Below are 22,718 nucleotides of genomic sequence, written 5' to 3'. Positions count from 1 at the left end.
GCCCTGACTTTACAGATCCACATCTTCATGCAATGGACGGTATCTTGAGCGCTGTGCTACAATATACAAGTCTTTATACAGTATTCGTACCGCAGTCTTGCGGGAAAAATAAGAACGGAGTGACAACTTCTGTGGTGTACTTTCTGATTGCGCTAATTGTATTTTTGATTGACCAGGGTACCAAATATCTGATTGCCACCCGGCTGGAGCTCGCAGAGCAGATTCCGGTGATTAAGGATTTCTTCCTTATTACATCCCACCGCAATCGTGGAGCCGCTTTTGGAATTCTGGAAGGACAGCAATGGTTCTTCATTGTCATTACAGTAATCGTTGTGGCCGGTATCGTCTGGTACCTGAACAAGGCCCGCAAGACCCGCAAATTGCTGCCAACCGCACTTGCGCTGGTGCTTGGCGGGGCGATCGGCAACTTCCTGGACCGGATTCTGAACGGTGAAGTCGTAGACTTCCTGATGTTCAATTTCGGAAGCTATACGTTCCCGATCTTCAACGTGGCCGATTCCTGCATCGTGGTCGGGGTAGGCCTGATTATTCTGGATACGCTGCTGGAAGTGAAGGGCGAACAGGAAGTCACCGAGGTGAAGGAATCACAGGAAGTCAAAGAAGGGAATGAATGATTTGAACAAAGACGTCAATGAGCTGGCGGATTCTGGCGCCCTCGAAGAAGAAAGAGACGTCACCGAATGGATCGTTGCCGCCGGCAACGCGCGGGAACGGATTGATAAATACATTACGGAGACCTGGGAGGACGAGATCTCACGCTCTCAGGTCCAGCTATGGATCAGCGGCGGGTATGTTAAGGTGAACGGCGCTCCGGTCAAAGCGAACTATAAGCTATATGAAGGTGACAAGGTAGCGGTTACTGTACCTGAACCCGAGGTTACGGACCTGATTGCACAGGATATTCCGCTGGAAGTGGCCTATGAGGACAGCGACGTTATTGTGGTGAACAAGGCGCGCGGCATGGTCGTGCATCCTGCAGTGGGACATCCCTCCGGCACTCTGGTCAATGCGCTGATGTATCACTGCAAGGATCTGTCCGGCATTAACGGCGAGATTCGTCCAGGCATCGTGCACCGGATCGACAAGGACACCTCCGGTCTGATTATGGCTGCCAAGAATGACGCCAGTCATGCTTCGCTGTCCGCCCAGCTTAAGGAACACAGTGTGACCCGCCGCTATATCGCAGTGGTGCACGGGAATCTGTCCCATGACAAGGGAACGGTGGATGCACCCATCGGCCGTGATCCGCATGACCGTAAGCTGTATATGGTAACCGAGAAGAATAGCAAACGATCAGTGACACACTTCACGGTGCTGGAGCGGTTCGGTGACTGCACACTGCTGGAGCTGCAGCTTGAGACGGGACGGACGCATCAGATCCGGGTCCATATGAAGTTCATCGGTCATCCGCTGGTCGGAGATCCGATCTACGGGCGCAGCAAGGGAACGGCCATGAACGGACAAGCGCTCCATGCTGCGGTCCTTGGATTTGTACACCCTTCTACGGGCGAATACAAGGAGTTCAGTGCGCCAATCCCTGCGGATATGGAAGATTTGCTCTTTACGCTGCGCAGCAGATAAGTACAAATCAATAGATTATAAATCCATGGTACACGGGCTGAATTTGCGTCATATTTAGAGCATAACAGAGTGAACTTAAGAAGCTAACCTGCTGCTTTCTTAAGTTCAGCTTCTATAGCTTCACAACATAGCCCGGGAGATGAGAAGAAGATTATGAGTATTGAACACTATCAGGATACTTTCATTCAGACTAACTTTGCAGAACGTATCGGCGGCGAAGGGTATGGCAAAGACACCTCGATCTACAAATTCGAGAAAATCAAACGCGCCAAAGCATCGGCGAAGCAGGATTTTCCTGACATTGAACTGATCGACATGGGCGTCGGCGAGCCGGACGAAATGGCCGATGAAGGCATTGTGGCCAGACTTGCGCTGGAAGCAGCCAAGGAAGAGAACCGGGGATACTCCGATAACGGGATTCCTGAATTCAAAGCCGCAGCCGCAGTGTACCTTAAGGAAGTTTTTCAGGTAGACGGCATTGACCCTGTAACTGAAATTGTGCATTCCATTGGCTCGAAGCCGGCGCTGGCGATGCTGCCCTCCGTGTTCATTAATCCGGGCGATATCACCATTATGACCATCCCGGGTTATCCGGTGCTTGGCACCCATACCAAATATCTGGGCGGACAAGTGTACTCCGTTGAATTGAAGAAGGAGAACAACTTCCTGCCTGACCTGAATGCTATTCCGGAAGACGTAGCCCGCAAGGCGAAGCTGCTCTATCTCAACTATCCGAACAACCCTACCGGTGCAAGCGCAACTCCTGAATTCTTCAGCGAGGTAGTGGCCTGGGCGAAGAAATATGATGTGGTCGTGATCCATGACGCCCCTTATGCTGCACTGACTTATGACGGTGTGAAGCCGCTGAGCTTCCTGTCCGTGCCTGGTGCGAAGGATGTCGGTGTAGAGCTGCATTCCCTGTCCAAGTCCTACAACATGACCGGCTGGAGAATCGGCTTCGTGGCCGGCAACCCGCTGATCGTGAAGGCGTTCAGTGATGTGAAGGACAATAATGATTCCGGCCAGTTCATCGCGATTCAAAAAGCTGCCGCTTATGGCCTCTCCCACCCGGAGATTACCGAAGCGATTGCCGCCAAGTACTCCCGCCGCCACGACATGCTGGTGGATGCGCTGAACAGCCTGGGCTTCCAGGCAGAGAAGCCGAAGGGTTCCTTCTTCTTGTATGTAGCCGCTCCAAAAGGCGTGAAGGGCGGACGCCGCTTCGAATCCGGCGAAGATTTCTCGCAGTTCCTGATCCGCGAGAAGCTGATCTCCACCGTGCCTTGGGATGATGCCGGCGCGTTCGTGCGTTTCTCCGTTACCTTCGTCGCCAAGGGCGAAGAGGATGAGAAACGTGTAATCTCCGAAATTCAAAGACGCCTGAGCGACGTTGAATTTGAATTTTAATAGGTTTATGGGCCGCCGTAGAGGAATCTGCGGCGGCTTTTGTTGATTAACAAACTGCTCTGCACTGAAATTTGGCGCAACGGGAAACAGTTGGATTTTCTCCACTTGCTGCTGAACCAATAGACGATGCTAAACCAAGAGTTGGATAAACAACACTTAAATTCTCTCCTTTCACCCAAAGTAGCTTAAGTAACCCGTATTAGATGCTGTTTATCCACTTGCTAACGGGGATCTTCCGGAAATCGGAGAATTAGGATACATTAATCCACTTGCTTGTTGCAAGGAAGTCGTATCCTCCTGTTCTTGTTGCAGGGAAGTCTACCCTCTCGTTGCTTATTGCAAGGAAGTCGTATCCTCCCTGCTGAAAACCCGCCATCCGTATACCCGCTTCTCCTTATCCCCGCCCCATGTATCAGCCTTTCCGGTATGCCACCTTATGAAAAGCATTGATGTAGCGGAAGAGCGCTTCGCCGTCTTCCGGCACATTCGCGCTCTGATCCAGCGGCAGCAGCATCGCCTGATACGGCTCCGGCACCATCCTATATTGATGGACATAGGAGGTTAGGACGAACCCGTTGCGCTCCCAGAAGTGAATGCGTTCCTTATGCGATTCCGTAGCTCCAGATTCAGCCTCGATGATGATGCCCCGGATGTTATGCTCCTGTACCGCCCAAGCTCTAATCTGCTCCAGCATCCAGGTTCCCGTCCCTGTTCCGCGCAATTGGTGATCGACTGCCAGGTAATCAATAATCAGCACCTTATCCGCAGCTTGTCCCGCCAAACCGGTAACTGCCATGGCAACAACCTGGCCCTTGTCTAATCCTGCATGTAAATATGCGATCTTCCTGTCCAGCATACTGCGGAGGATGCTTGTAGTCTTCGCGCCGCTCGGGAAGGCTTCATGATAGATCGGTTCCATCCCTGCCCACAGTGCTTCATCCCATGTATCTATAGTAATAAATTCCAATTCATTCATTTAAATTCGCCTCCAGCAGTATCATAACAAACCCCGGGCAGGAACGAAAATAGGTGGGGAAAAGCACCGCCGCTAGTAAGTTGTAAAGTCTCTCAGCCTCAAGGCCTTCGTTTTCCCCTAAGTTGTCCTGTCTCCCAAATCAGCTAAGATGTCGTATGCTTTCGCAGTCCGCGTTGTCGCACTTTGCTCTTCGCACTTCGCAGTGTTGCCCCTCCGCACGATCAGCACAGCGCTATAGTGCGGTTCTTCCTGCCCCACCCCCCTTGGGGTGGAGGAGGGTCCCTTACACCGTTTAGGTGGAAGCGGCGGAGGGGATTTTGGAACTGTAGGAGCGGTAGCGTCCGCCTTTATGTTTGGATTTCTACCGCGGCTGCGGTAATAATCAGGAAATCCAAACATAACAGCGGCCGGAAGTCCAAAATCACCGCAGCCGCGCACTTCACCTAAACACTACCGCCCCTTGCCGCCCCCTTTACCTAAACTCCTCCCATTGATCCGCCCAGAAAATTTGACACCACCCCGTTCATCTGTCATAATTCCCTATAGTTGAATATGCGCCTTTAATTCAGTCCCGTGAGGCTGGCAAGGTAACGTGAATCGAGGTTCGCGGTCGTCGAGAAGGAATCCGTATGAGTACGGAGTGCCTCTTTATGCGCGCGGACACGCCATCTTTTTGAATCTGCGGATTTCACTCCTTGCCTGCTTCGGGCAAGGAGTTTTTTGTTTACCGGGAACTTGAGCAGGCGATCAAGCAGGAGGATGGCACGAGGATGGTTACTGAAAAAAATGTCATTATGGACGAAACGGCGATTCGCCGGGCACTGTCACGCATTGCACATGAGATTTTGGAGAAAAACAAGGGTATCGAGAATTGTCTGCTGGTTGGCATCCGTACCCGGGGGATATATCTGGCCCGGCGGATCGCGGAGCGCATCAAGGAGATCGAGGGTGTGGATATTCCTTACGGTGAGCTGGACATTACGCATTACCGGGATGACCGCGAAGGCGGCGGGGACAACCGGGAGCAGACGGACAAGGCAGTGGTGAACAGTTACCTGACCCTGCCTCCGGGCAGCACCGGCACCCGCGACAAGAAAGTGATTCTGTTCGACGATGTGCTGTACACCGGAAGAACGATCCGGGCAGCGATGGATGCGCTGATGGATTGCGGGCGTCCGCGCATGATCCAGCTTGCAGTACTGGCTGACCGCGGGCACCGGGAATTACCCATCCGTCCCGATTATATCGGCAAGAACGTACCCACCTCCAGGCATGAGCAGATTGAAGTGTCCCTGAGCGAATTCGACGGCAAGGACGAAGTGTACATTATTTCAAACCGGGAGGAACGATAACAATGATGACGGCAACCAAAGTGAAGGAACGCAGTCTGCTGGGGATTAAGGAACTGGACGCTTCGGAAATCAGCCAGCTGCTGGGCAGAACGGCTTACTGGGACAATCAGAGCGAGAAGCTTACGCCGGTACTGAGAGCGCATTTTGTTGCCAACATGTTTTTTGAGAACAGCACGCGTACCCGGTTCTCCTTCGAGATGGCCGAGAAACGCCTGGGCGTTCAAGTACTGAACTTCACGGCTGCGGCCTCCAGTGTGGAGAAAGGCGAGTCGATCTATGATACCGTGCGCACTTTGGAATCCATGGGGATCGACGCAGGGGTGGTACGTCTGAAGCCTGCCGGGGTACTGCAGCAGCTTGCCGGGAAGGTGAACATCCCGCTGATCAATGCGGGGGACGGCAACAACGAGCATCCGACACAGGCACTGCTGGATCTGTATACGATGCGTAAGCATTTTGGCGAGCTGAAGGGCCTGAAGGTGTCGATTATCGGGGACATTATGCATAGCCGGGTAGCCCGGTCCAATCTGTGGGCGCTAACGAAGATGGGGGCAAGCGTGCAGTTCTGCGCCCCGGCCAATATGCAGGCTCCTGAGCTTGCCGCCTACGCTCCATACGTTTCTATGGAAGAAGCGCTGAAGGCAGATGTGGTCATGATGCTGAGAGTGCAGCTGGAGCGGCATGCTTCCGGGATTATTTTATCGGCTGAGCAGTACCGGGAGCAATTCGGGCTTACCGAAGAACGGGCGGCCAAGCTGGACGCTGCGACAATCATTATGCATCCGGCGCCGGTCAACCGCAATGTGGAGATCGACGACGCGGTGGTGGAGAGCAGCCAGTCCCGGATTTTCCCGCAGATGGCGAACGGGGTGCCGGTACGGATGGCGGTCATGGAGCGGGCGCTACAGTAGCACGTTCAAGCACGACAGAAAAAACCTCACATAAGTGCATTAATAAATATACACAAATATGAATCTTTATTATATAATAACTACAGAGCTTACGGCTGCGGCCGGTGGGCACAAAAGGAGAATCCTAACCGTGATCATCAAAAATGCCAGTGTACTGAACCAAGAAGGCGTACTGGAGCGCAAGCATATTGTTGTGCAGGATGGACTTATCTCGAAGATTCAGGATGCCGCTGAAGCGGTGGAGGAAGCCGGGGAGATCATTGAGGCGGAAGGCAAGCTGCTGATTCCGGGGCTGATTGATATGCATGTGCACCTGCGTGAACCGGGGTTCGAGCATAAAGAAACGATTGAGACCGGCGCACGTTCGGCAGCCAAAGGCGGATTCACAACGATTGCCTGCATGCCGAATACACGCCCGGTAACAGACAGTGCAGAGATCGTACAGCTGGTCAAGGATAAGGCGCGTGAAGCGGGACTTGTGAAGGTGCTGCCCTATGCGGCCATTACCAAGAACGAGCTGGGACGCGAGCTGACGGACTTCGCAGCACTGAAGGCGGCGGGGGCGATTGGCTTCACCGATGACGGTGTAGGCGTGCAAAGTGCACAGATGATGAAGGATGCGATGAAGCTGGCGAAGGGACTGGATATGCCGGTGATTGCCCACTGTGAGGATAACTCGCTGGTGGAAGGAGCGCCGGTAGCGGAGGGCACTTTTGCTGACAAGCATGGTCTGAAGGGAATTCCGAATGAGTCGGAAGCCATTCATGTAGGCCGTGACATTCTGCTGTCTGAAGCGACTGGGGTCCACTACCATGTGTGCCATGTCAGCACCGAGCAATCGGTACGGCTGATCCGCCAGGCGAAGCAGATCGGCATCAAGGTGACCGCTGAGGTATGCCCGCATCATCTGCTGCTCTCGGAGGAAGACATTCCGGGAATGGACGCTAACTGGAAAATGAACCCGCCGCTGCGCTCGCGCCGCGACGTTGAGGCTTGCATTGAAGGATTGCTGGACGGCACGCTGGATATCATCGTGACCGACCATGCGCCGCACAGCGAGGAAGAGAAGGCCAAAGGCATGCAGCTTGCACCGTTTGGCATCGTCGGCTTTGAGACGGCCTTCCCGCTGCTGTATACCGCTTTTGTAGCCACAGGCAAATGGGATCTGTCCCTGCTGGTCCAGCGGATGACCGCTGATCCGGCCCGGGTGTTCAGACTAAGCACAGGCAGCCTTACAGTAGGGGCGCCTGCCGATCTGACACTGATTGACCTGAATGAAGAGAAGGCAGTAGATCCTGCAACATTTGCGAGCAAGGGTCGCAATACACCTTTTACCGGATGGAAGCTTAAGGGCTGGCCGGTGAAGACTTGGGTAGACGGCAGAGCCGTATGGAGTGAAGTTTAAGCGGAGCAAGAATGAATATATGCAGCCGGGCTGCATGGCTGTGACATAAGAGTCAGACTACAGAAACTAGAAGGAGTGGAAGGGCATGCAGGCGAGATTGCTGCTTCAGGACGGAACACTGTTTACAGGCACCGCATTTGGCGCGGAAGGCGAAAAGACGGGCGAGGTTGTATTTAACACAGGAATTACGGGGTATCAGGAGGTATTGTCGGACCCTTCTTACTGCGGTCAGATTGTTACGATGACCTATCCGCTGATCGGAAATTACGGCATTACCCGTGATGACTTTGAATCCGTGCGTCCTTTTGTACACGGCTTTGTAGTGCGGCGCCACGAATCGGTACCCAGCAACTGGCGTGCTGAATACAGTGTAGACGATCTGCTGAAGGAATATGACATTCCCGGCATCAGCGAGATTGATACCCGTATGCTCACCCGCATTATCCGCCATTACGGCACGATGAAGGCCATCCTCACCACTTCTAATAAGCGTGTGGAAGAGCTGATGGAAATGATGGGCGATACCACCATTGAACAGCTGCGCAACCAGGTAGCCCGTACCTCCACAACTACGACTTACAGCAGCCCGGGCCACAAGGAACGTATTGTACTAGTGGATTACGGCGCGAAGACAGGCATTCTGCGCGAGCTGAACAGCCGCGGCTGTGATGTGGTTGTGGTGCCTCACGATGTGACTGCAGATGAGATCCGCCGCCTGAACCCGGACGGGATTCAGCTCTCGAACGGTCCTGGGGACCCGAAGGATGTTCCTTACGCTGTACAGACTATCTCCGAGCTGCTCGGTGAATACCCGATCTTCGGGATCTGCCTGGGTCATCAGCTGTTCGCCCTGGCTTGCGGCGCAGATACAGAGAAGCTCAAATTCGGCCATCGCGGCGGGAACCATCCGGTCAAGGAGCTGGAGAGCGGACGCTGCTTCATCACTTCCCAGAACCATGGTTACACCGTGAATGAGGAATCCGTAGTGAACACGGATCTTGAAGTGACACACATCAATAACAACGATAAGACTGTTGAAGGACTGAAGCATACCCGCTACCCCGCATTTTCGGTGCAGTATCATCCCGAAGCGGCGCCGGGACCGCATGACAGCAGTTACTTGTTCGACCGTTTCCTGGAGCTGATCGCAGAACACAAGGCGAATCAGCCGGCAGGCTCACGCCAGGCGCAGCTTGCGGCCAATGCCAGAATCACGGCACCGAAACCATCTGCACCACAGCTTGAAGCCGTGAAAGGAGCTCTATAACATGCCTAAGAACGATAAACTCAAAAAAATACTGGTTATCGGCTCCGGACCGATCGTCATCGGTCAAGCCGCTGAGTTCGACTATGCAGGCACACAGGCCTGCCAGGCGCTCAAAGAAGAAGGCGTGGAGGTTGTCCTGATCAACAGCAACCCTGCGACGATTATGACCGATACCAATATGGCGGATAAAGTATACATTGAACCGATTACGCTTGAATTCGTGACCGCCATTATCCGCCAGGAACGCCCGGACGGACTGCTGCCGACACTCGGCGGACAGACCGGGCTGAACATGGCCGTAGAACTGGCCCGTGCCGGAGTCTTGAAGTCCGAGAACGTGAAGCTGCTGGGTACCCAGCTCGAATCCATCGAGAAGGCAGAGGACCGTGACTTGTTCCGCGAGCTGATGCGCGAGCTGGATCAGCCGGTGCCGGAGAGTGCGATTATTACAAGCGTGGAAGAAGCCATGGGCTTCGCTTCCGGGATCGGCTATCCGCTGATCGTACGTCCTGCCTACACGCTGGGCGGAACCGGGGGCGGGATCTGCGACAACGAAGAAGAGCTGCGCGAGACCGTCAAGGCCGGTATCCGTTACAGCCCGATCGGCCAATGTCTGGTGGAGAAGAGCATCGCCGGCATGAAGGAAGTCGAATATGAAGTCATGCGTGATGCGAACGACAACTGTATCGTAGTCTGCAATATGGAGAACTTCGATCCGGTGGGCGTACATACTGGCGACAGTATCGTAGTAGCTCCAAGCCAGACGTTGTCTGACCGTGAATATCAGATGCTGCGCAGTGCTTCCCTGAAGATCATCCGCGCGCTGAATATTGAAGGCGGCTGTAACGTACAGTTCGCATTAGACCCGCAGAGCTATCAGTACTATGTGATTGAAGTGAATCCGCGCGTAAGCCGCTCCTCGGCGCTGGCGTCGAAGGCGACCGGGTATCCGATTGCCAAGATGGCCGCCAAGATTGCTCTGGGCTACACGCTGGATGAGATCGTCAATCCGGTGACCGGCCAGACTTACGCCTGCTTCGAGCCTACACTGGATTATATCGTCAGCAAAATCCCGCGCTGGCCGTTCGACAAGTTCATCTCTGCGAACCGCAAGCTCGGTACCCAGATGAAGGCGACCGGTGAAGTAATGGCGATCGGCCGGACCTTCGAAGAGTCAATTCATAAGGCGATCCGCTCGCTGGAGATCGGTGTCCACCGTTTCCGCTTGCCGGGAGCGGAGCTGCTTGAAGAGAGTGTGCTGCGCTATAGACTTGCCAAGCCGGATGATGAGCGCCTGTTCCTGATCGCCGAAGCCTTCCGCCGCGGCTATGAGCTGCAGGAGATTCAGGATATTACGAATGTGGACTGGTGGTTCCTCTCCAAGATCGAAGGACTCGTGAGCTTCGAGGAAGAGATCCGCGGGGAAGAGACTCTGTCTGCAGAGATTCTCTATCAGGCCAAACGCAAAGGCTTCACCGACCGGGCGATTGCCGAGATCCGTGCCGAAGGCCGTCCGGGCGGGGCATTCACCAAGGAATCCGAGGTGCGTGTGATGCGTCTGCAGCAAGGACTCGTTCCGGTATTCAAAATGGTGGATACCTGCGCCGCAGAATTTGAAGCTTCGACGCCATATTACTATTCGACCTATGAGACGGAGAATGAGGTCATTCATTCCGATAAGCAGAAGGTGATCGTGCTGGGCTCCGGTCCGATCCGCATCGGCCAGGGGATTGAGTTCGACTACTCCACTGTCCATGCGGTATGGGCTATCCAGAAGGCCGGCTATGAAGCCGTCATTATCAATAACAATCCAGAGACGGTGTCAACGGATTTCAATACCTCGGACCGCCTGTACTTTGAACCGCTGTTCTTCGAGGATGTCATGAACGTGATTGCCCAGGAGAACCCAATCGGGGTTATCGTACAGTTCGGCGGACAGACTGCCATTAACCTGGCTGCGCCGCTTGCGGCAGCAGGTGTGAATATTCTGGGCACTAGCCTGGAGAGCATTGATGAAGCGGAGAACCGCAAGAAGTTCGAAGCGCTGCTGGCCCGTCTGGATATCGCACAGCCCAAAGGCAAGACGGTGATCAATATTGACGAAGCCGTCGAAACGGCGCAGGCGCTCGGTTATCCGGTGCTGGTTCGTCCCTCTTATGTCCTGGGCGGCCGTGCGATGGAGATTGTCTACAACGATACAGAGCTGCTGAGCTATATGGTTGAAGCGGTAAAAGTGAATCCCGAGCATCCGGTGCTGATTGACCGTTATATGCTGGGCAAAGAGGTTGAGGTCGATGCGATCTGCGATGGCGAGACGGTAGTCATCCCGGGGATTATGGAGCATGTGGAACGCGCAGGGGTTCACTCCGGCGACTCCATTGCAGTCTATCCGCCGCAATATCTGGATGAAGGCCTGAAGCAGAAGATCTCCGAGATCACCATCAAGATCGCCAAGGAACTGAAGACCATTGGACTGGTCAACATCCAGTTCGTTATTTATCAGAATGAAGTGTATGTCATTGAGGTTAACCCGCGCTCCTCGCGTACGGTTCCGTTCCTGAGCAAGGTGACCGGCATCCCGATGGCGAATCTGGCAACCAAGATCATCCTCGGCGGCAAGCTGAAGGAAGATGGGTATACGGAAGGCTTGTGGCCGGAGAGCGATTATGTGTCGGTAAAAGTTCCGGTGTTCTCTTTTGCCAAGCTGCGCAGAGTAGAACCGACTCTTGGACCGGAGATGAAATCCACCGGCGAGGTGATGGGCCGCGACAAGCTGTACGCCAAAGCGCTCTACAAAGGCCTGATCGGCGCAGGAATGAAGATTCCGGCGACCGGCGCAATCATCGTTACTGTAGCTGACAAAGACAAGGCAGAAGCGGTTGAGCTGATGAAGGGCTTCCATGCCATGGGCTACAAAATCATCGCTACCGGAGGTACAGCAGCGGCGCTGGAGCAGGCCGGGCTGAACGTGATGAACGTCAACAAGCTGGATGAAGGCGAGCCGACCATTCTGGATCTGATCCGCGGCGGTCAAGCGAACTTCGTCTTCAATACACTGACCAAAGGCAAGACTCCTGAACGTGACGGGTTCCGTATCCGCCGTGAAGCAGTAGAGAACGGCGTTGTATGTATGACCTCGCTCGATACGGTAACGGCGCTGCTGATAATGCTGCAGACGATTAACTTCTCGTCCGAGTCGATGCCTGCTTTTGTCGGACAATAATATATAGTGCGGGGCAGCCATAATAGGCTGCTACAAGGACGGTTTGCGTTAGCGCAGACCGTTCACCTATGCCCGGGACCTTGAACGTTGCATAATCACAGGTGGAAAGAAGGTTGGCAAATGGAGCGGAACGCAGCACAGCAGCAACATGAACATGAGAACGTCGGACAAGTAGAAAAGCGTAATGAAATGGCCGGACGGCTGATGGTAGCCCTGGACTACCCGGATGCGGGGCAGGCAAGGCTGTTACTCGACCAGCTGGAGGGAATCCCCTGCTATATGAAGGTGGGCATGCAGTTGTTCTACGCTGCCGGGCCTGACTTCATCCGCGAGCTGAAGGAACGGGGGTACTCCGTATTCCTTGATGTCAAAATGCATGATATTCCGAACACGGTGCGGGGCGGAGCGGAGAGCCTGACCCTGCTCGGGGTCGATATGTTCAATGTTCATGCTGCCGGGGGAGCCGCCATGATGGCTGCTGCACTGGAAGGGGCGGCGAAGGCAGTCAGCCTGCATCCGTCGCTGCATATCCCGCTTATTATCGCGGTAACCCAGCTTACCAGCACCAGCCAGGAAGTGATGAACAGCGAAATCGGTATTGCCGGTTCAGTGACGGATACGGTTGTACGTTACGCCAAGCTTGCAGCAGAAGCCGGCTTGCATGGTGTGGTAGCATCGCCGCAGGAATCAGCGGTAATTGCCGCTGCCTGCGGCCCGGATTTCCGTACAGTGACCCCTGGCATCCGGCCTGCCGGTGCTTCGCTGGACGACCAGTCCCGGGTCATGACCCCCGGACAGGCTATCCGGCAAGGCAGCCACTATCTGGTAGTGGGCCGGCCGATTACGGCGGCGGCAGATCCGCGCGCCGCAGCACTAACCATTATTGAGGAGATGAGCGAAGTATGAGCCCATTAGAGAATAAAAGTGAACAAGTTGCACGTTACCTGCTGGAGATCGGAGCGGTAGCCTTGCGGCCGCAGGAACCTTTCACCTGGACGTCCGGCATTAAATCGCCGATCTATTGCGATAACCGCCTGACCTTGTCTTTCCCGGTTGTCCGTAACTATATTGCCGATGCCTTCGCAGAGCTGATCAGAGCCAGCTATCCGGACGCTGAGGTGATTGCGGGGACTGCAACCGCCGGCATCCCGCACGCGGCCTGGGTGGCCGATAAGCTCGGTCTGCCGATGGCTTATATCCGTGACAAGGCCAAAGGCCACGGTAAGCAGAATCAGATCGAGGGACTGATCGCTCCCGGCCAGAAGGTCATTGTCATCGAGGATCTGATCTCCACAGGCGGCAGCTCGATCAAGGCCGCGCAGGCTGTGCAGGAAGCAGGCGGCGTCCCGCTGGCCGTTCTGGCTATCTTCAGCTACGAGCTGGACCGCGCGGTTGAAGCCTTCGCGGCTGCGGATATCCCGCTGCAGAGCCTGTCCAACTACAGCACCCTCATCGGCGTTGCGCTGGATCAAGGTAAGATCGCTGAGAGCGATGTAGCGCTGCTGCAATCCTGGCGCAAAGATCCCGCCGCGTTCGGCGTATAATACAGGCTGGTCTTGAAGCCGCAGCCTGAACGGGAATACAGCAAGAAGCCCAGTGCCTTTACAGGCGGCTGGGCTTCTTTGGTTGCCATAGGTTGAGAGGGGCGCTGCTGCCCCTCAATCACCCGACTTCACCAGCTATTCTCCGGTTCCCAGCCCTTCAAGCTTTATCTTCCGTTCCTTACGGAGGTTCTTTAAGACGCCGGAAGTACTTTATTCATCGCAGTAACGACTCACCTTCAAGTGCAAATTATTCTTAAGGATGTCCTATATAAGCAAGTGGAAAAACGTCATCTAATTATGCGAAATCTCAGCATGGAGGAAGCTAGTTGGAAAAACAGCATTTGTTTACGCCCGAAATGGTGATTCCCAGAATAGTAGCAGAATTAGATGACAAAAATCCACTTAGCTCCACTGAAACGACAATATCAGGATACTTAAGTGTACAAAATCCAACTGTTCCCGATGAGCAGGCTTCGCTCCAAGGTTATCACCTGCCAACCTGCGGAATATGGCGCACGGTGCAAGAATTTGCCAACCCCTCAGCAGAGTAGTTGTCCAGTTTTTATTGCAAAACTGGGCATGATAAATAACACAAAGGCATATATTAATGCGAAAAAGGAGAAGAGGGTATCATGAATTGGATCTACTTCGCTAAGCTGTTCAGGACAAGATTTCAAGCAGGCTGCCTCGCCAAAAGACTGGAGCAGGACGGCTGGATCTATGGTTATCATGATCCGCGGTTTGTAGAAATTTACCGTTCCCGCAAGGGCCGTTATGGTGTGCGCTTTCTGCCATGAATTAAATAACCAAAATCATCCTTGACTTTATCCATGTCTATATTGTATATTATCTATTGTCGCTGTTTGAATATGTTTACTGACGCGGGGTGGAGCAGCCCGGTAGCTCGTCGGGCTCATAACCCGAAGGCCGCAGGTTCAAATCCTGCCCCCGCAACCAATCTTATTACACCTGACAGCACTTGTATAATACGGATATCCTAGTCCGGGCCCTTAGCTCAGTTGGTTAGAGCGGTCGGCTCATAACCGATTGGTCACAGGTTCGAGTCCTGTAGGGCCCACTTCACTAAAACCCTTACTTTGTAAGGGTTTTTTGCTGTTTTCATAGTTGCAGGGGATAATCAAAGGGACGAATTTTTTAGGCGAAGGACTTTTAACACTTTGGAGGCAGTATGAGAAAGTATTGCAGAGTATTAAATGGATGGCCTGATAAATTTGCTACACAAAAACTTGTTCAATTCCGTGTCAACGCTCCGGGCTCCACTGCCCAGCCATATCAAATGTCCCCATGAGTCAAGAAGGCATAGTCTGGATTCGGGGATATGGTGATAAGCTGACAATGCATGCTCCGGTAAAACAGCCTTATCATTTTTACTGTGGATAATCAGGGTCGGACACATAATTTTCTGTAGTTTGGAGGGTGTGAAGGCCGCACTCTGTTCAAGATCAAGCATAAACCCATGGCCGGAGCGCTGGCGCTGATTCATGGCGACAAATTGTTCAATATCCTCTTGGCTGAACTGTTGCAAGACCTCAGGTACGGGAAGGGTACTGAATGAAGGTACCATCTGTTTTAGAATGAAATTTGGAAAGGTACGGCTGAAGAAGGAAACAAGCTTCCATGTATATTTTTCTGTGGCCGGAAGAAATAATAATTTGGCCATTCTATAAATAGCGTCTTTAGGAGTATGCCATTCCTTGGATACGGCAGATTGAAGGACAAGACTGCTGACGCGCTCTGGATAGAGGGAAGCGAAGGTTATACCGGTGGGTCCGCCAGCTGATATAGCAATGACATGAACCGTACATACATTAAGGTGATTGATCAATTGCAGATAAGCCTCACAAGCCGTATTTAACGAAAGTCCAAGTTTTTTGCTTGTTGAGCCGTAACCGGCCCGCGAAGGAGTAATGATCGAATAGCCCTGCTCCAACAGATTTTTGTATCCAAACTCTTCATTACAATTAGAGTGCCCGCCATGAAAAAGTAAAATGGGCGTCCCTGTTCCGGCAATTGTATATTCAAGGAATGTCCCATTTTCTAGCTCTAATGTCCGGGTACTTCTGAGCATATCTCTCTACTCCCATTCAATTCAAGGGTTTAGTCTGATTCTAACATATTCCCGGGGGAGATGGGGTACGCTAATGGGGACCGGATCATTGAGGCTTTCGGTACGGAAACTAAATTCTTCAACGGAAAAGCTGCTGGTTTGCGGAACTGCCGTATTAGGAGTTATTAACTTATCCATTTTCCAGCCAAGTAGTAACATAGCGGCGAACAGGGAAATGCAGCATATTATTTTACGTATTAACATGAGGAATTCCTCCTTTTCACACAGGCTCCCCTGATGCTTCCCGGATTATTCACCGCAAATGGCCTTTACTTTCTCCTTCGGTGACTATATAATTGCAATAATTGTATACGGAGTGAACCGGAGGAGCCTGCCAACAGCGGGCTCTTTTTGTGTTTTTTTACTGGAACAAATTTACTGCTGTGGAGGGTTTGAAATGGAAATGAACAATGAGAGCATCATGGTGTGTGTACATTACGGGCCGCACGGGCAGCGGTTAATACAGCGCGGAGGACAATTGGCAAGATTGCTCAATGCCCCGCTGATGGTACTCACTGTAGATGCATCCGGAGACAATGAATATAACAGGGAGAAGCAGCAGTACCTGTCCGGCTGGGAGAATCAGACCAAGGAGGCTGGCGGACAATTTGTGATCCGCAAATGTAATGGCAAAAAAACGGCTGATGTGATTGTGGAGACTGCAAAGGATCACAAAATCACACAAATTGTACTCGGACAGTCAAGCCAAACGCTGTGGCAGGAGATTACACGGGGAAGCTTTATCAATGATCTGCTGGAGCGGATGGGTCCGATTGATCTTCATATCGTTGCCGTACAGCGGTATCCGGAGCTGCTGGAGCAGTCCCATGAGCAAGGATTCTCTGCTTATCTGGTCCAAGAGGGCGACCGCCATATCCTTATGGATGAACCGGATGGGAATGAAGCCATGAAGGGGGTTTTCTTTCGTGAGCTCGATACAGATTTCAATACCGGCTTGTTCAAAATTGTCAGAAACGGTGAAGCGCAATATTTGAGAATTGTACAGAACGAATGGGTGAAGCCCCGTTAAGCGGATTATACCAAATACTAGAAAGGGGGATTAAGCCTTGCTGCATATGATTATCCTGCTTCCGTTTTTGCTGGCTGCGCTAATGCTGCTGATGAAGCAGAAGAACACCCGGTTTCACCTGGGCTGGATCGTTCTGCCCCTTCCTGCGGCTCTCTTCATTTATTTCCTGACGAGAATTCCATTCATCCGGGCGGGAGAGCCTATTGAGAACAGTATCACCTGGATGCCGTCCTTTGGGGTGAATATCTCGCTGGTACTGGATGGACTCAGCTTGCTCTTTGTCCTGCTCATTACCGGGATGGGTGCCCTGGTGGTGCTCTATTCGATTTATTATCTCGATAAGCTCATGGAGGGAATCCGCCAGTTCTATATCTACCTGCTCATGTTCATGGGAGCCATGTTAGGAGTGGTGCTGTCAGATAATCTGATGGTGCTGTACGGATTCTGGGAACTGACGAGCATATCCTCGTTCCTGCTCATTGCCTTCTGGCACCGGCGGGAAAGATCCTCCTATGGAGCAATGAAGTCCATGCTGATCACGGTGTTCGGCGGTCTGGCAATGCTTGCCGGATTCAATCTGCTATATGTAATGACCGGCACTTATAGTATACGTGAGATTGTTGCACAAGCAGGGACTTTGACAGAAAGTGTAATGTTTATCCCGTCCATGCTGCTTATTCTCCTGGGAGCCTTTACGAAATCTGCCCAGTTTCCGTTCCATATCTGGCTGCCTGATGCCATGGAAGCGCCGACTCCGGTCAGTGCGTATCTTCACTCGGCTACCATGGTTAAGGCGGGGATCTATCTGGTAGCGCGGCTCACCCCGCTGTATGCCGGACAATCCGAGTGGTTCTGGCTGGTCTCAGTCACAGGACTGGTAACTCTGATCTATGGGTCGTTCAAAGCGATCCGGCAAACCGATCTCAAGGCCTTACTCGCGTACTCCACGATCAGTCAACTTGGCTTGATCATGTCTTTGCTTGGACTGGGGTCGGCGGCAGCCTTCTTTACCGGTACGGGGGATGCGGTTTTCTATACGATGGCTACTACAGCAGCGCTTTTTCACCTTATTAACCATGCTGTATTTAAAGGCAGTCTGTTTATGGTCGTGGGCATCATTGACCATGAGACGGGTACCCGTGATCTGCGCAAGCTTGGTGGGCTTATGTCTCTCATGCCGGTCACCTTCTCTATCGCATTGATCGGGACCTTCTCCATGGCCGGATTGCCGCCATTCAGCGGATTCCTCAGTAAAGAAATGTTCTTCACTTCTGTCCTCAATATCCGGGAGTTTGACATCCTGAGCTCAGGATACTGGACCCAGCTCTTTCCGGTGATTGCCTGGATTGCCAGTGTATTTACCTTTGTATACAGCATGATCTTTGTCTTCAAGACCTTCCGCGGCAAGCTGAAGGAAGACAAATTGGATAAAGTGCCTCATGAAGCTCCACTGGGTCTCTTACTGTCACCGGTGATTCTAATTTCACTGGCTGTAGTGTTTGCTTTCTTCCCTGACCTGGTCTCTGCTACGCTGATTGAACCGGCCATGTCTTCCATCCATACGGGATTACTCGCACCAGAAGAAGCCTTTGAGGTTTCTATTCATTTCTGGCATGGCTGGACACCGGAAATCTTCATGACCCTCGGCGTTATAGCAGCAGGTACGCTGTTGTTTAGAATCTATACCCGGTTACGTGTACTAGACCGTGAAGCCGGCGGCACCAATGCACTGAGCCGGATGTATGACTTCTCGTTAAGACTGCTCGAGCAGGGTTCAAGACGCTTAACCGATGCCTATATGACTGGCTCGGGCCGCCATTACCTGATCTATATTTTCAGCTTTTTCATCATTTCCTTGCTCACAGTTCTGCTCCGGCAGCCGGGCATTAGCTTTGGTATGGATCAGTATGCCTCATTGTCTTTTTATGAACTAGCTGTTGTAGCAGCCATGCTGCTGGCTGCCTTTGCAGTTCCATTTGCCAAGTCACGTGTGAGCGCGATTCTGTTCACCGGTGGTGTGGGGTACATGGTGACGTTGCTCTTCGTGCTTTTTCGGGCACCGGATCTTGCACTCACACAGATGATTATAGAGACCGTATCGGTCATTCTGTTCCTTCTTTGTTTCCGGTACTTGCCGAAGCTGAAGAAGCAGAAGGAGCCGCTACGCTTTAAGCTGCCCAATTTAATTATAGCGGTGGGAGCCGGGATCACGATGACGTTGATTGCTCTGGCGGCGATGGGGACCAGTCCGTTTGAACCGATCTCCGAGTTTTTCCTGAAGGAAAGCTATAACCTGGCTGGCGGCAAGAATGTCGTCAACGTCATCCTGGTAGATTTCCGCGGATTTGATACCTTGTTTGAAATCATGGTGCTTGGCATCGCCTCACTGGCCATTTATGGTCTGATTCATCTGAGAATGGAGACAGAATTACCGCCGCTGGAGCCTGCAAAGGAAGAAATATTGCCGCTGCGCAGCAATGATGTGATTCTACAGACGATCTCGAAGGGCGTTGTCCTTATCATTCTGATATTCTCCCTGTATCTGTTCTTTGCCGGACATAATCATCCCGGGGGAGGCTTTATCGGGGCTTTGATGGCTTCTGCTGCGCTTATGCTCATTGCCATCGCCTTTGGCAGGGATCAGGTACGCAAGGTGCTCCCTGTGAATTACCGGCTGCTGACCGCTTCCGGGCTCATGCTGGCTATTCTGACAGCGTCAGGTTCATTCCTGTTTGACGCTCCTTTTCTAAGTCATACGTTCGGCCACTTCCATCTGCCAGTACTTGGGGATACGGAGCTGGCGACTGCCGTCCTGTTTGACCTTGGCGTATTCCTGGCTGTAGTCGGCGTGACGATGACCATCATTTTATCGATCGGAGGGGAGAAGAAATGGAACTCGTAATGGCGGTAGCGGTCGGAATTCTCTTCATGATCGGTGTTTACCTGATTTTGTCCAAAAGCCTGCTGCGCATTGTGCTGGGCACCTCCTTGCTGACGCATGGAGTCCATCTGCTGCTGCTCACGATGGCCGGGCTCAAAAAGGGTGCAGCGCCTGTACTAGGCAAAGCGGATACCTATGTTGATCCGCTGCCGCAGGCGCTCATTCTAACCTCCATCGTCATTAGCTTTGGAGTCACAGCCTTCTTTTTCGTACTCGCATACCGGTCTTATCAGACGCGGGGTACTGATGAAATGGACAGCATTAAGGAGGACAACGAATGAGCAATCTATTGGTGCTCCCGATTCTCATTCCGCTGGCTACGGCGGTCATCCTGATTTTTCTCAAAGAGAAGATCCGGCTTCAGCGCGTGATTAGTGCGCTCAGCGGCCTATTGAATATTCTGATTGCGGTGCTGCTGGTTACACGTGTCCACTCAGAGGGCATTCAGACCCTGCAGATGGGGGGCTGGCTTCCTCCATATGGCATTGTTTTTGTGGGGGATATGTTTGCTGTATTGCTGGTAATGATGGCTTCGATCGTCAGTTTTGCGATTCTGTGCTACTCCTTCAGCAGTATTGGAGAGCAGCGGGAGCGGTTCTATTACTATACGTTCTTTCAGTTTTTGCTGGTCGGGGTATATGGCTCGTTTCTTACCGGAGATATTTTCAACCTGTTTGTCTTTTTTGAGGTCATGCTGATTTCTTCTTATGCGCTCATCTCACTCGGAGGGACCAAGCTTCAGCTAAGAGAAACGTCGAAATACCTGCTTATCAATATCGTATCCTCGACACTGTTCGTAGCAGCGGTAGCTTATCTCTATGCAGCGGTAGGAACACTTAACATGGCGCACCTGTCCCAGCGTATCGCTGAAGCGGGACAAGGCGGTGTGCTTAATGTGATTGCTGTTTTGTTCCTGATTGTATTTTCCCTGAAGGCCGGACTATTCCTGTTCTTCTGGCTTCCAGGGTCCTACAGTGCGCCTCCGGCGGCTGTCAGAGCGTTATTCGGTGCCCTGCTGACCAAAGTAGGACTCTATGCAATCATCCGCACCTTCACGTTGCTGTTCGTGAACGATCCCGGCTTCACCCATGACTGGATCGCCTGGATGGCTGCTGCTACCATGATCCTGGGCAGCCTGGGGGCCGTGGCTTATAAGGATATCCCGCGGATTCTGAATTATAACATCATTATCAGCGTTGGATTTGTAGCCTTTGGACTCGCTGCGGGGACTGCAGATTCAATGAATGGGGCAGTCTTCTATCTGCTGCACGATATGCTGGCCAAGGGACTTATGTTTATTCTGGGCGGGATGATTATATCCGCAGCCGGAACCGACCGGCTAGGCAATATGGGCGGGATGATCAGAAAGTATCCGCTTCTCGGCTGGATGTTTTTCATTCTGGCACTGGCCCTGGTGGGGATTCCGCCGCTTAGCGGTTTTGCCGGCAAAATTATGATCCTCCGCGGAGCGTTGTCAGAGGGGATGCTTACGTTGTCTCTCATTGGTCTGGGGTCAAGCTTTATGGTGCTGTTCTCCCTGATGAAGGTGTTCCGGCTGGCATTCTGGGGAAATGAACCCAAGGAAGAGCAGCCTAAGGTGAGCTTGAAGGCTGCTTCGGCTGTGGCTGCCGGCCTGCTGCTGCTTGTGATTGCAATGGGGATCGGGGCGGAGGTTGTGTATACTTATGTATCGCAGGCTGGTGACGTTCTGGCTTCACCTGCGCTATATATAGAAGCCATAATGAAGGAGTAGAGGAGATGGCCTTACAATTCCTGTTTAATCTGTTGATTGCCTTTCTGTGGATGGCGATAAATAATAATAACTCCGGTTCAAGCTTCGTTGTAGGTTATCTGCTGGGCATCGGGCTTTTACTGTTATTTAGGAAATCCAGGTCCCAGTCCCGGCCATTCTATCTCATACGTATATGGGCTGTACTTAAGCTTCTGCTGATCTTTGCCCGTGAACTTACGGTTTCGAATTTCGTGGTCATAGGTCATATTATCCGTCCACGACTGGCTATACGTCCCGGTATCTTTGCTTATGAGACTGCTTTGACCACGCCCTGGGAAGTCACACTGCTCTCGTGCCTGATTTGTCTGACACCGGGAACCCTGACCCTGGATGTGTCCAAGGATGGCAAGACGCTGTACATTCATGCTATTGATATCAAAGATGCAGAGCTGCTGGTCACGCAGATTAGAGGCACTTTCGAACGAGCGATTAGGGAGGTGACCCGTTAATGATCCCAGTTATGCTAACCGTGGCTATGATCATTCTGGCTCTGGCGATGCTGGCCTGCCTGTTCCGTCTCCTGAAAGGGCCAACCCGCTCCGACAGGGTTGCCGCCCTCGATACGATAGGCATTCATGTACTCGCTATGATAACCGTCTTCAGTATGCTGCTGGATACCCAGGACTTTATAGAAGTCATCCTGGTTATCGGGATTCTGACGTTTATTGGTACTACGGCACTGGCCAGATATATTGAACGGGGAGCCGTTATAGAAGATGGAGGGAACCCCAATGACAGGTGAACTGATTAGCTCGATGATTGTGGTAATGGGTGCAGTCTTCTGCGGCTTAAGTGCCTTCGGCTTAGTACGGCTGCCCGATGTCTATCTGCGTTCACATGCGGCTACCAAAAGTGCAACCTTCGGGGTATTGTGTTTGCTGACAGGAGGCTTCCTGTACTTTTGGTTCAAAGACGGAACGGTTAACGTCAAGCTTCTGCTGGCGATTGTATTTGTATTCATCACTTCACCGGTAGCAGGTCACCTGAATGGCCGGGCTGCCTACCGTTCCGGAGTGCCCTTATGGAAGGGAAGCGTTCAGGATGACTTGAAGGTGCTGGAGGAAGAAAGCAAGGAAATGTCTGTAAAATAACAGTTAATCGCTGAATTGCTGAGCTGAGCGTAATTGGAGACGATGCTCC

The 22,718-nt window shown here is 52.4% G+C and carries 21 protein-coding genes and 2 tRNA genes; 21 read left to right on the top strand and 2 right to left on the bottom strand.

Going from position 1 to position 22,718, the window contains the following annotated elements:
- Nucleotides 1-131 precede the first annotated feature (131 nt).
- The 3 genes from lspA (at nt 132) to HQN87_RS03935 (ending at nt 3,009) form a co-directional block, all read left to right on the top strand.
- Nucleotides 132-635 (top strand): signal peptidase II, encoded by a 504-nt coding sequence (gene lspA, locus HQN87_RS03945; RefSeq protein ID WP_173128866.1) that lies wholly within the window; start codon nt 132-134, stop codon nt 633-635.
- Entirely contained in the window at nt 628-1,602 is a 975-nt protein-coding gene (locus tag HQN87_RS03940) for an RluA family pseudouridine synthase (RefSeq protein ID WP_173128131.1), read from the top strand. Before lspA ends, HQN87_RS03940 begins: the two co-directional genes overlap by 8 nt.
- Nucleotides 1,603-1,755: 153 nt before the next feature.
- Nucleotides 1,756-3,009: an LL-diaminopimelate aminotransferase gene (locus HQN87_RS03935; protein WP_173128128.1), complete on the top strand. Its 1,254-nt coding sequence runs from the start codon at nt 1,756-1,758 to the stop codon at nt 3,007-3,009.
- A gap of 412 nt (nt 3,010-3,421) precedes the next feature.
- Here the strand turns inward: HQN87_RS03935 and HQN87_RS03930 are convergent, their stop codons facing one another.
- On the bottom strand, nt 3,422-3,985 hold the full coding sequence (locus tag HQN87_RS03930; RefSeq protein ID WP_173128125.1) for a GNAT family N-acetyltransferase: 564 nt from the start codon (nt 3,983-3,985) through the stop codon (nt 3,422-3,424).
- 770 nt (nt 3,986-4,755) lie between these two features.
- On the opposite strand from HQN87_RS03930, the gene pyrR reads away from it, so the two are divergent.
- The 11 genes from pyrR to HQN87_RS03875 all read left to right on the top strand — a co-directional run bounded on the left by pyrR (nt 4,756) and on the right by HQN87_RS03875 (nt 14,765).
- Nucleotides 4,756-5,337 carry a bifunctional pyr operon transcriptional regulator/uracil phosphoribosyltransferase PyrR gene (pyrR, locus tag HQN87_RS03925; protein WP_173128122.1) on the top strand — a complete coding sequence of 194 codons (582 nt, stop codon included), beginning with the start codon at nt 4,756-4,758 and terminating at the stop codon, nt 5,335-5,337.
- Nucleotides 5,338-5,339: 2 nt separating this feature from the next.
- On the top strand, nt 5,340-6,248 hold the full coding sequence (locus HQN87_RS03920) for an aspartate carbamoyltransferase catalytic subunit (RefSeq protein ID WP_173128119.1): 909 nt from the start codon (nt 5,340-5,342) through the stop codon (nt 6,246-6,248).
- A 130-nt stretch (nt 6,249-6,378) separates the two neighbouring features.
- The gene (gene pyrC / locus HQN87_RS03915) at nt 6,379-7,653 is read left to right on the top strand and encodes a dihydroorotase (RefSeq protein ID WP_425516967.1); all 1,275 of its coding nucleotides are present in this window, start codon (nt 6,379-6,381) and stop codon (nt 7,651-7,653) included.
- An 85-nt stretch (nt 7,654-7,738) separates the two neighbouring features.
- The gene (gene carA / locus HQN87_RS03910) at nt 7,739-8,920 is read left to right on the top strand and encodes a glutamine-hydrolyzing carbamoyl-phosphate synthase small subunit (RefSeq protein WP_173128115.1); all 1,182 of its coding nucleotides are present in this window, start codon (nt 7,739-7,741) and stop codon (nt 8,918-8,920) included.
- A 1-nt stretch (nt 8,921) separates the two neighbouring features.
- Complete coding sequence (carB, locus tag HQN87_RS03905; RefSeq protein WP_173128111.1) at nt 8,922-12,143, top strand: carbamoyl-phosphate synthase large subunit; 3,222 nt, start codon at nt 8,922-8,924, stop codon at nt 12,141-12,143.
- Nucleotides 12,144-12,332: 189 nt separating this feature from the next.
- Nucleotides 12,333-13,049: an orotidine-5'-phosphate decarboxylase gene (gene pyrF / locus HQN87_RS03900; protein WP_246553781.1), complete on the top strand. Its 717-nt coding sequence runs from the start codon at nt 12,333-12,335 to the stop codon at nt 13,047-13,049.
- Complete coding sequence (gene pyrE, locus HQN87_RS03895; protein ID WP_173128105.1) at nt 13,046-13,687, top strand: orotate phosphoribosyltransferase; 642 nt, start codon at nt 13,046-13,048, stop codon at nt 13,685-13,687. The genes pyrF and pyrE overlap by 4 nt, the downstream gene beginning before the upstream one ends.
- 326 nt (nt 13,688-14,013) lie before the next feature.
- Complete coding sequence (locus HQN87_RS03890) at nt 14,014-14,238, top strand: hypothetical protein (RefSeq protein ID WP_173128102.1); 225 nt, start codon at nt 14,014-14,016, stop codon at nt 14,236-14,238.
- An 81-nt stretch (nt 14,239-14,319) separates the two neighbouring features.
- Nucleotides 14,320-14,484 carry a hypothetical protein gene (locus HQN87_RS03885; protein ID WP_019909365.1) on the top strand — a complete coding sequence of 55 codons (165 nt, stop codon included), beginning with the start codon at nt 14,320-14,322 and terminating at the stop codon, nt 14,482-14,484.
- 83 nt (nt 14,485-14,567) lie between these two features.
- Nucleotides 14,568-14,644: transfer RNA gene (locus HQN87_RS03880), tRNA-Met, on the top strand.
- Between the two features lie 47 nt (nt 14,645-14,691).
- Nucleotides 14,692-14,765, top strand: a tRNA-Ile gene (locus HQN87_RS03875).
- A 132-nt stretch (nt 14,766-14,897) separates the two neighbouring features.
- Here HQN87_RS03875 and HQN87_RS03870 read toward each other — a convergent pair.
- Complete coding sequence (locus HQN87_RS03870) at nt 14,898-15,776, bottom strand: alpha/beta fold hydrolase (RefSeq protein ID WP_173128099.1); 879 nt, start codon at nt 15,774-15,776, stop codon at nt 14,898-14,900.
- 436 nt (nt 15,777-16,212) lie between these two features.
- On the opposite strand from HQN87_RS03870, the gene HQN87_RS03865 reads away from it, so the two are divergent.
- The 7 genes from HQN87_RS03865 to mnhG are packed head-to-tail and all read left to right on the top strand — an operon-like array spanning nt 16,213 to nt 22,669.
- The gene (locus HQN87_RS03865; protein ID WP_173128097.1) at nt 16,213-16,845 is read left to right on the top strand and encodes a universal stress protein; all 633 of its coding nucleotides are present in this window, start codon (nt 16,213-16,215) and stop codon (nt 16,843-16,845) included.
- Nucleotides 16,846-16,891: 46 nt separating this feature from the next.
- Complete coding sequence (locus tag HQN87_RS03860; RefSeq protein WP_173128860.1) at nt 16,892-19,747, top strand: Na+/H+ antiporter subunit A; 2,856 nt, start codon at nt 16,892-16,894, stop codon at nt 19,745-19,747.
- A complete protein-coding gene (locus tag HQN87_RS03855) occupies nt 19,735-20,067 on the top strand; it encodes a Na(+)/H(+) antiporter subunit C (RefSeq protein ID WP_173128094.1) in 333 nt (110 codons plus the stop codon). The genes HQN87_RS03860 and HQN87_RS03855 overlap by 13 nt, the downstream gene beginning before the upstream one ends.
- Complete coding sequence (locus HQN87_RS03850; protein WP_173128091.1) at nt 20,064-21,539, top strand: Na+/H+ antiporter subunit D; 1,476 nt, start codon at nt 20,064-20,066, stop codon at nt 21,537-21,539. Before HQN87_RS03855 ends, HQN87_RS03850 begins: the two co-directional genes overlap by 4 nt.
- 5 nt (nt 21,540-21,544) lie before the next feature.
- A complete protein-coding gene (locus HQN87_RS03845; RefSeq protein WP_173128088.1) occupies nt 21,545-22,027 on the top strand; it encodes a Na+/H+ antiporter subunit E in 483 nt (160 codons plus the stop codon).
- A complete protein-coding gene (locus tag HQN87_RS03840) occupies nt 22,027-22,320 on the top strand; it encodes a Na(+)/H(+) antiporter subunit F1 (protein ID WP_036725027.1) in 294 nt (97 codons plus the stop codon). Before HQN87_RS03845 ends, HQN87_RS03840 begins: the two co-directional genes overlap by 1 nt.
- Nucleotides 22,310-22,669 carry a monovalent cation/H(+) antiporter subunit G gene (mnhG, locus tag HQN87_RS03835; protein ID WP_173128085.1) on the top strand — a complete coding sequence of 120 codons (360 nt, stop codon included), beginning with the start codon at nt 22,310-22,312 and terminating at the stop codon, nt 22,667-22,669. The genes HQN87_RS03840 and mnhG overlap by 11 nt, the downstream gene beginning before the upstream one ends.
- Nucleotides 22,670-22,718: the final 49 nt, after the last annotated feature.

The organism is Paenibacillus tritici, from assembly GCF_013204885.1.
GTDB classification, from domain to species: domain Bacteria; phylum Bacillota; class Bacilli; order Paenibacillales; family Paenibacillaceae; genus Paenibacillus_AQ; species Paenibacillus_AQ tritici.
The sequence above is the reverse complement of the archived record's forward strand: the minus strand, read 5'-3'. Positions and strand labels throughout refer to the sequence as shown.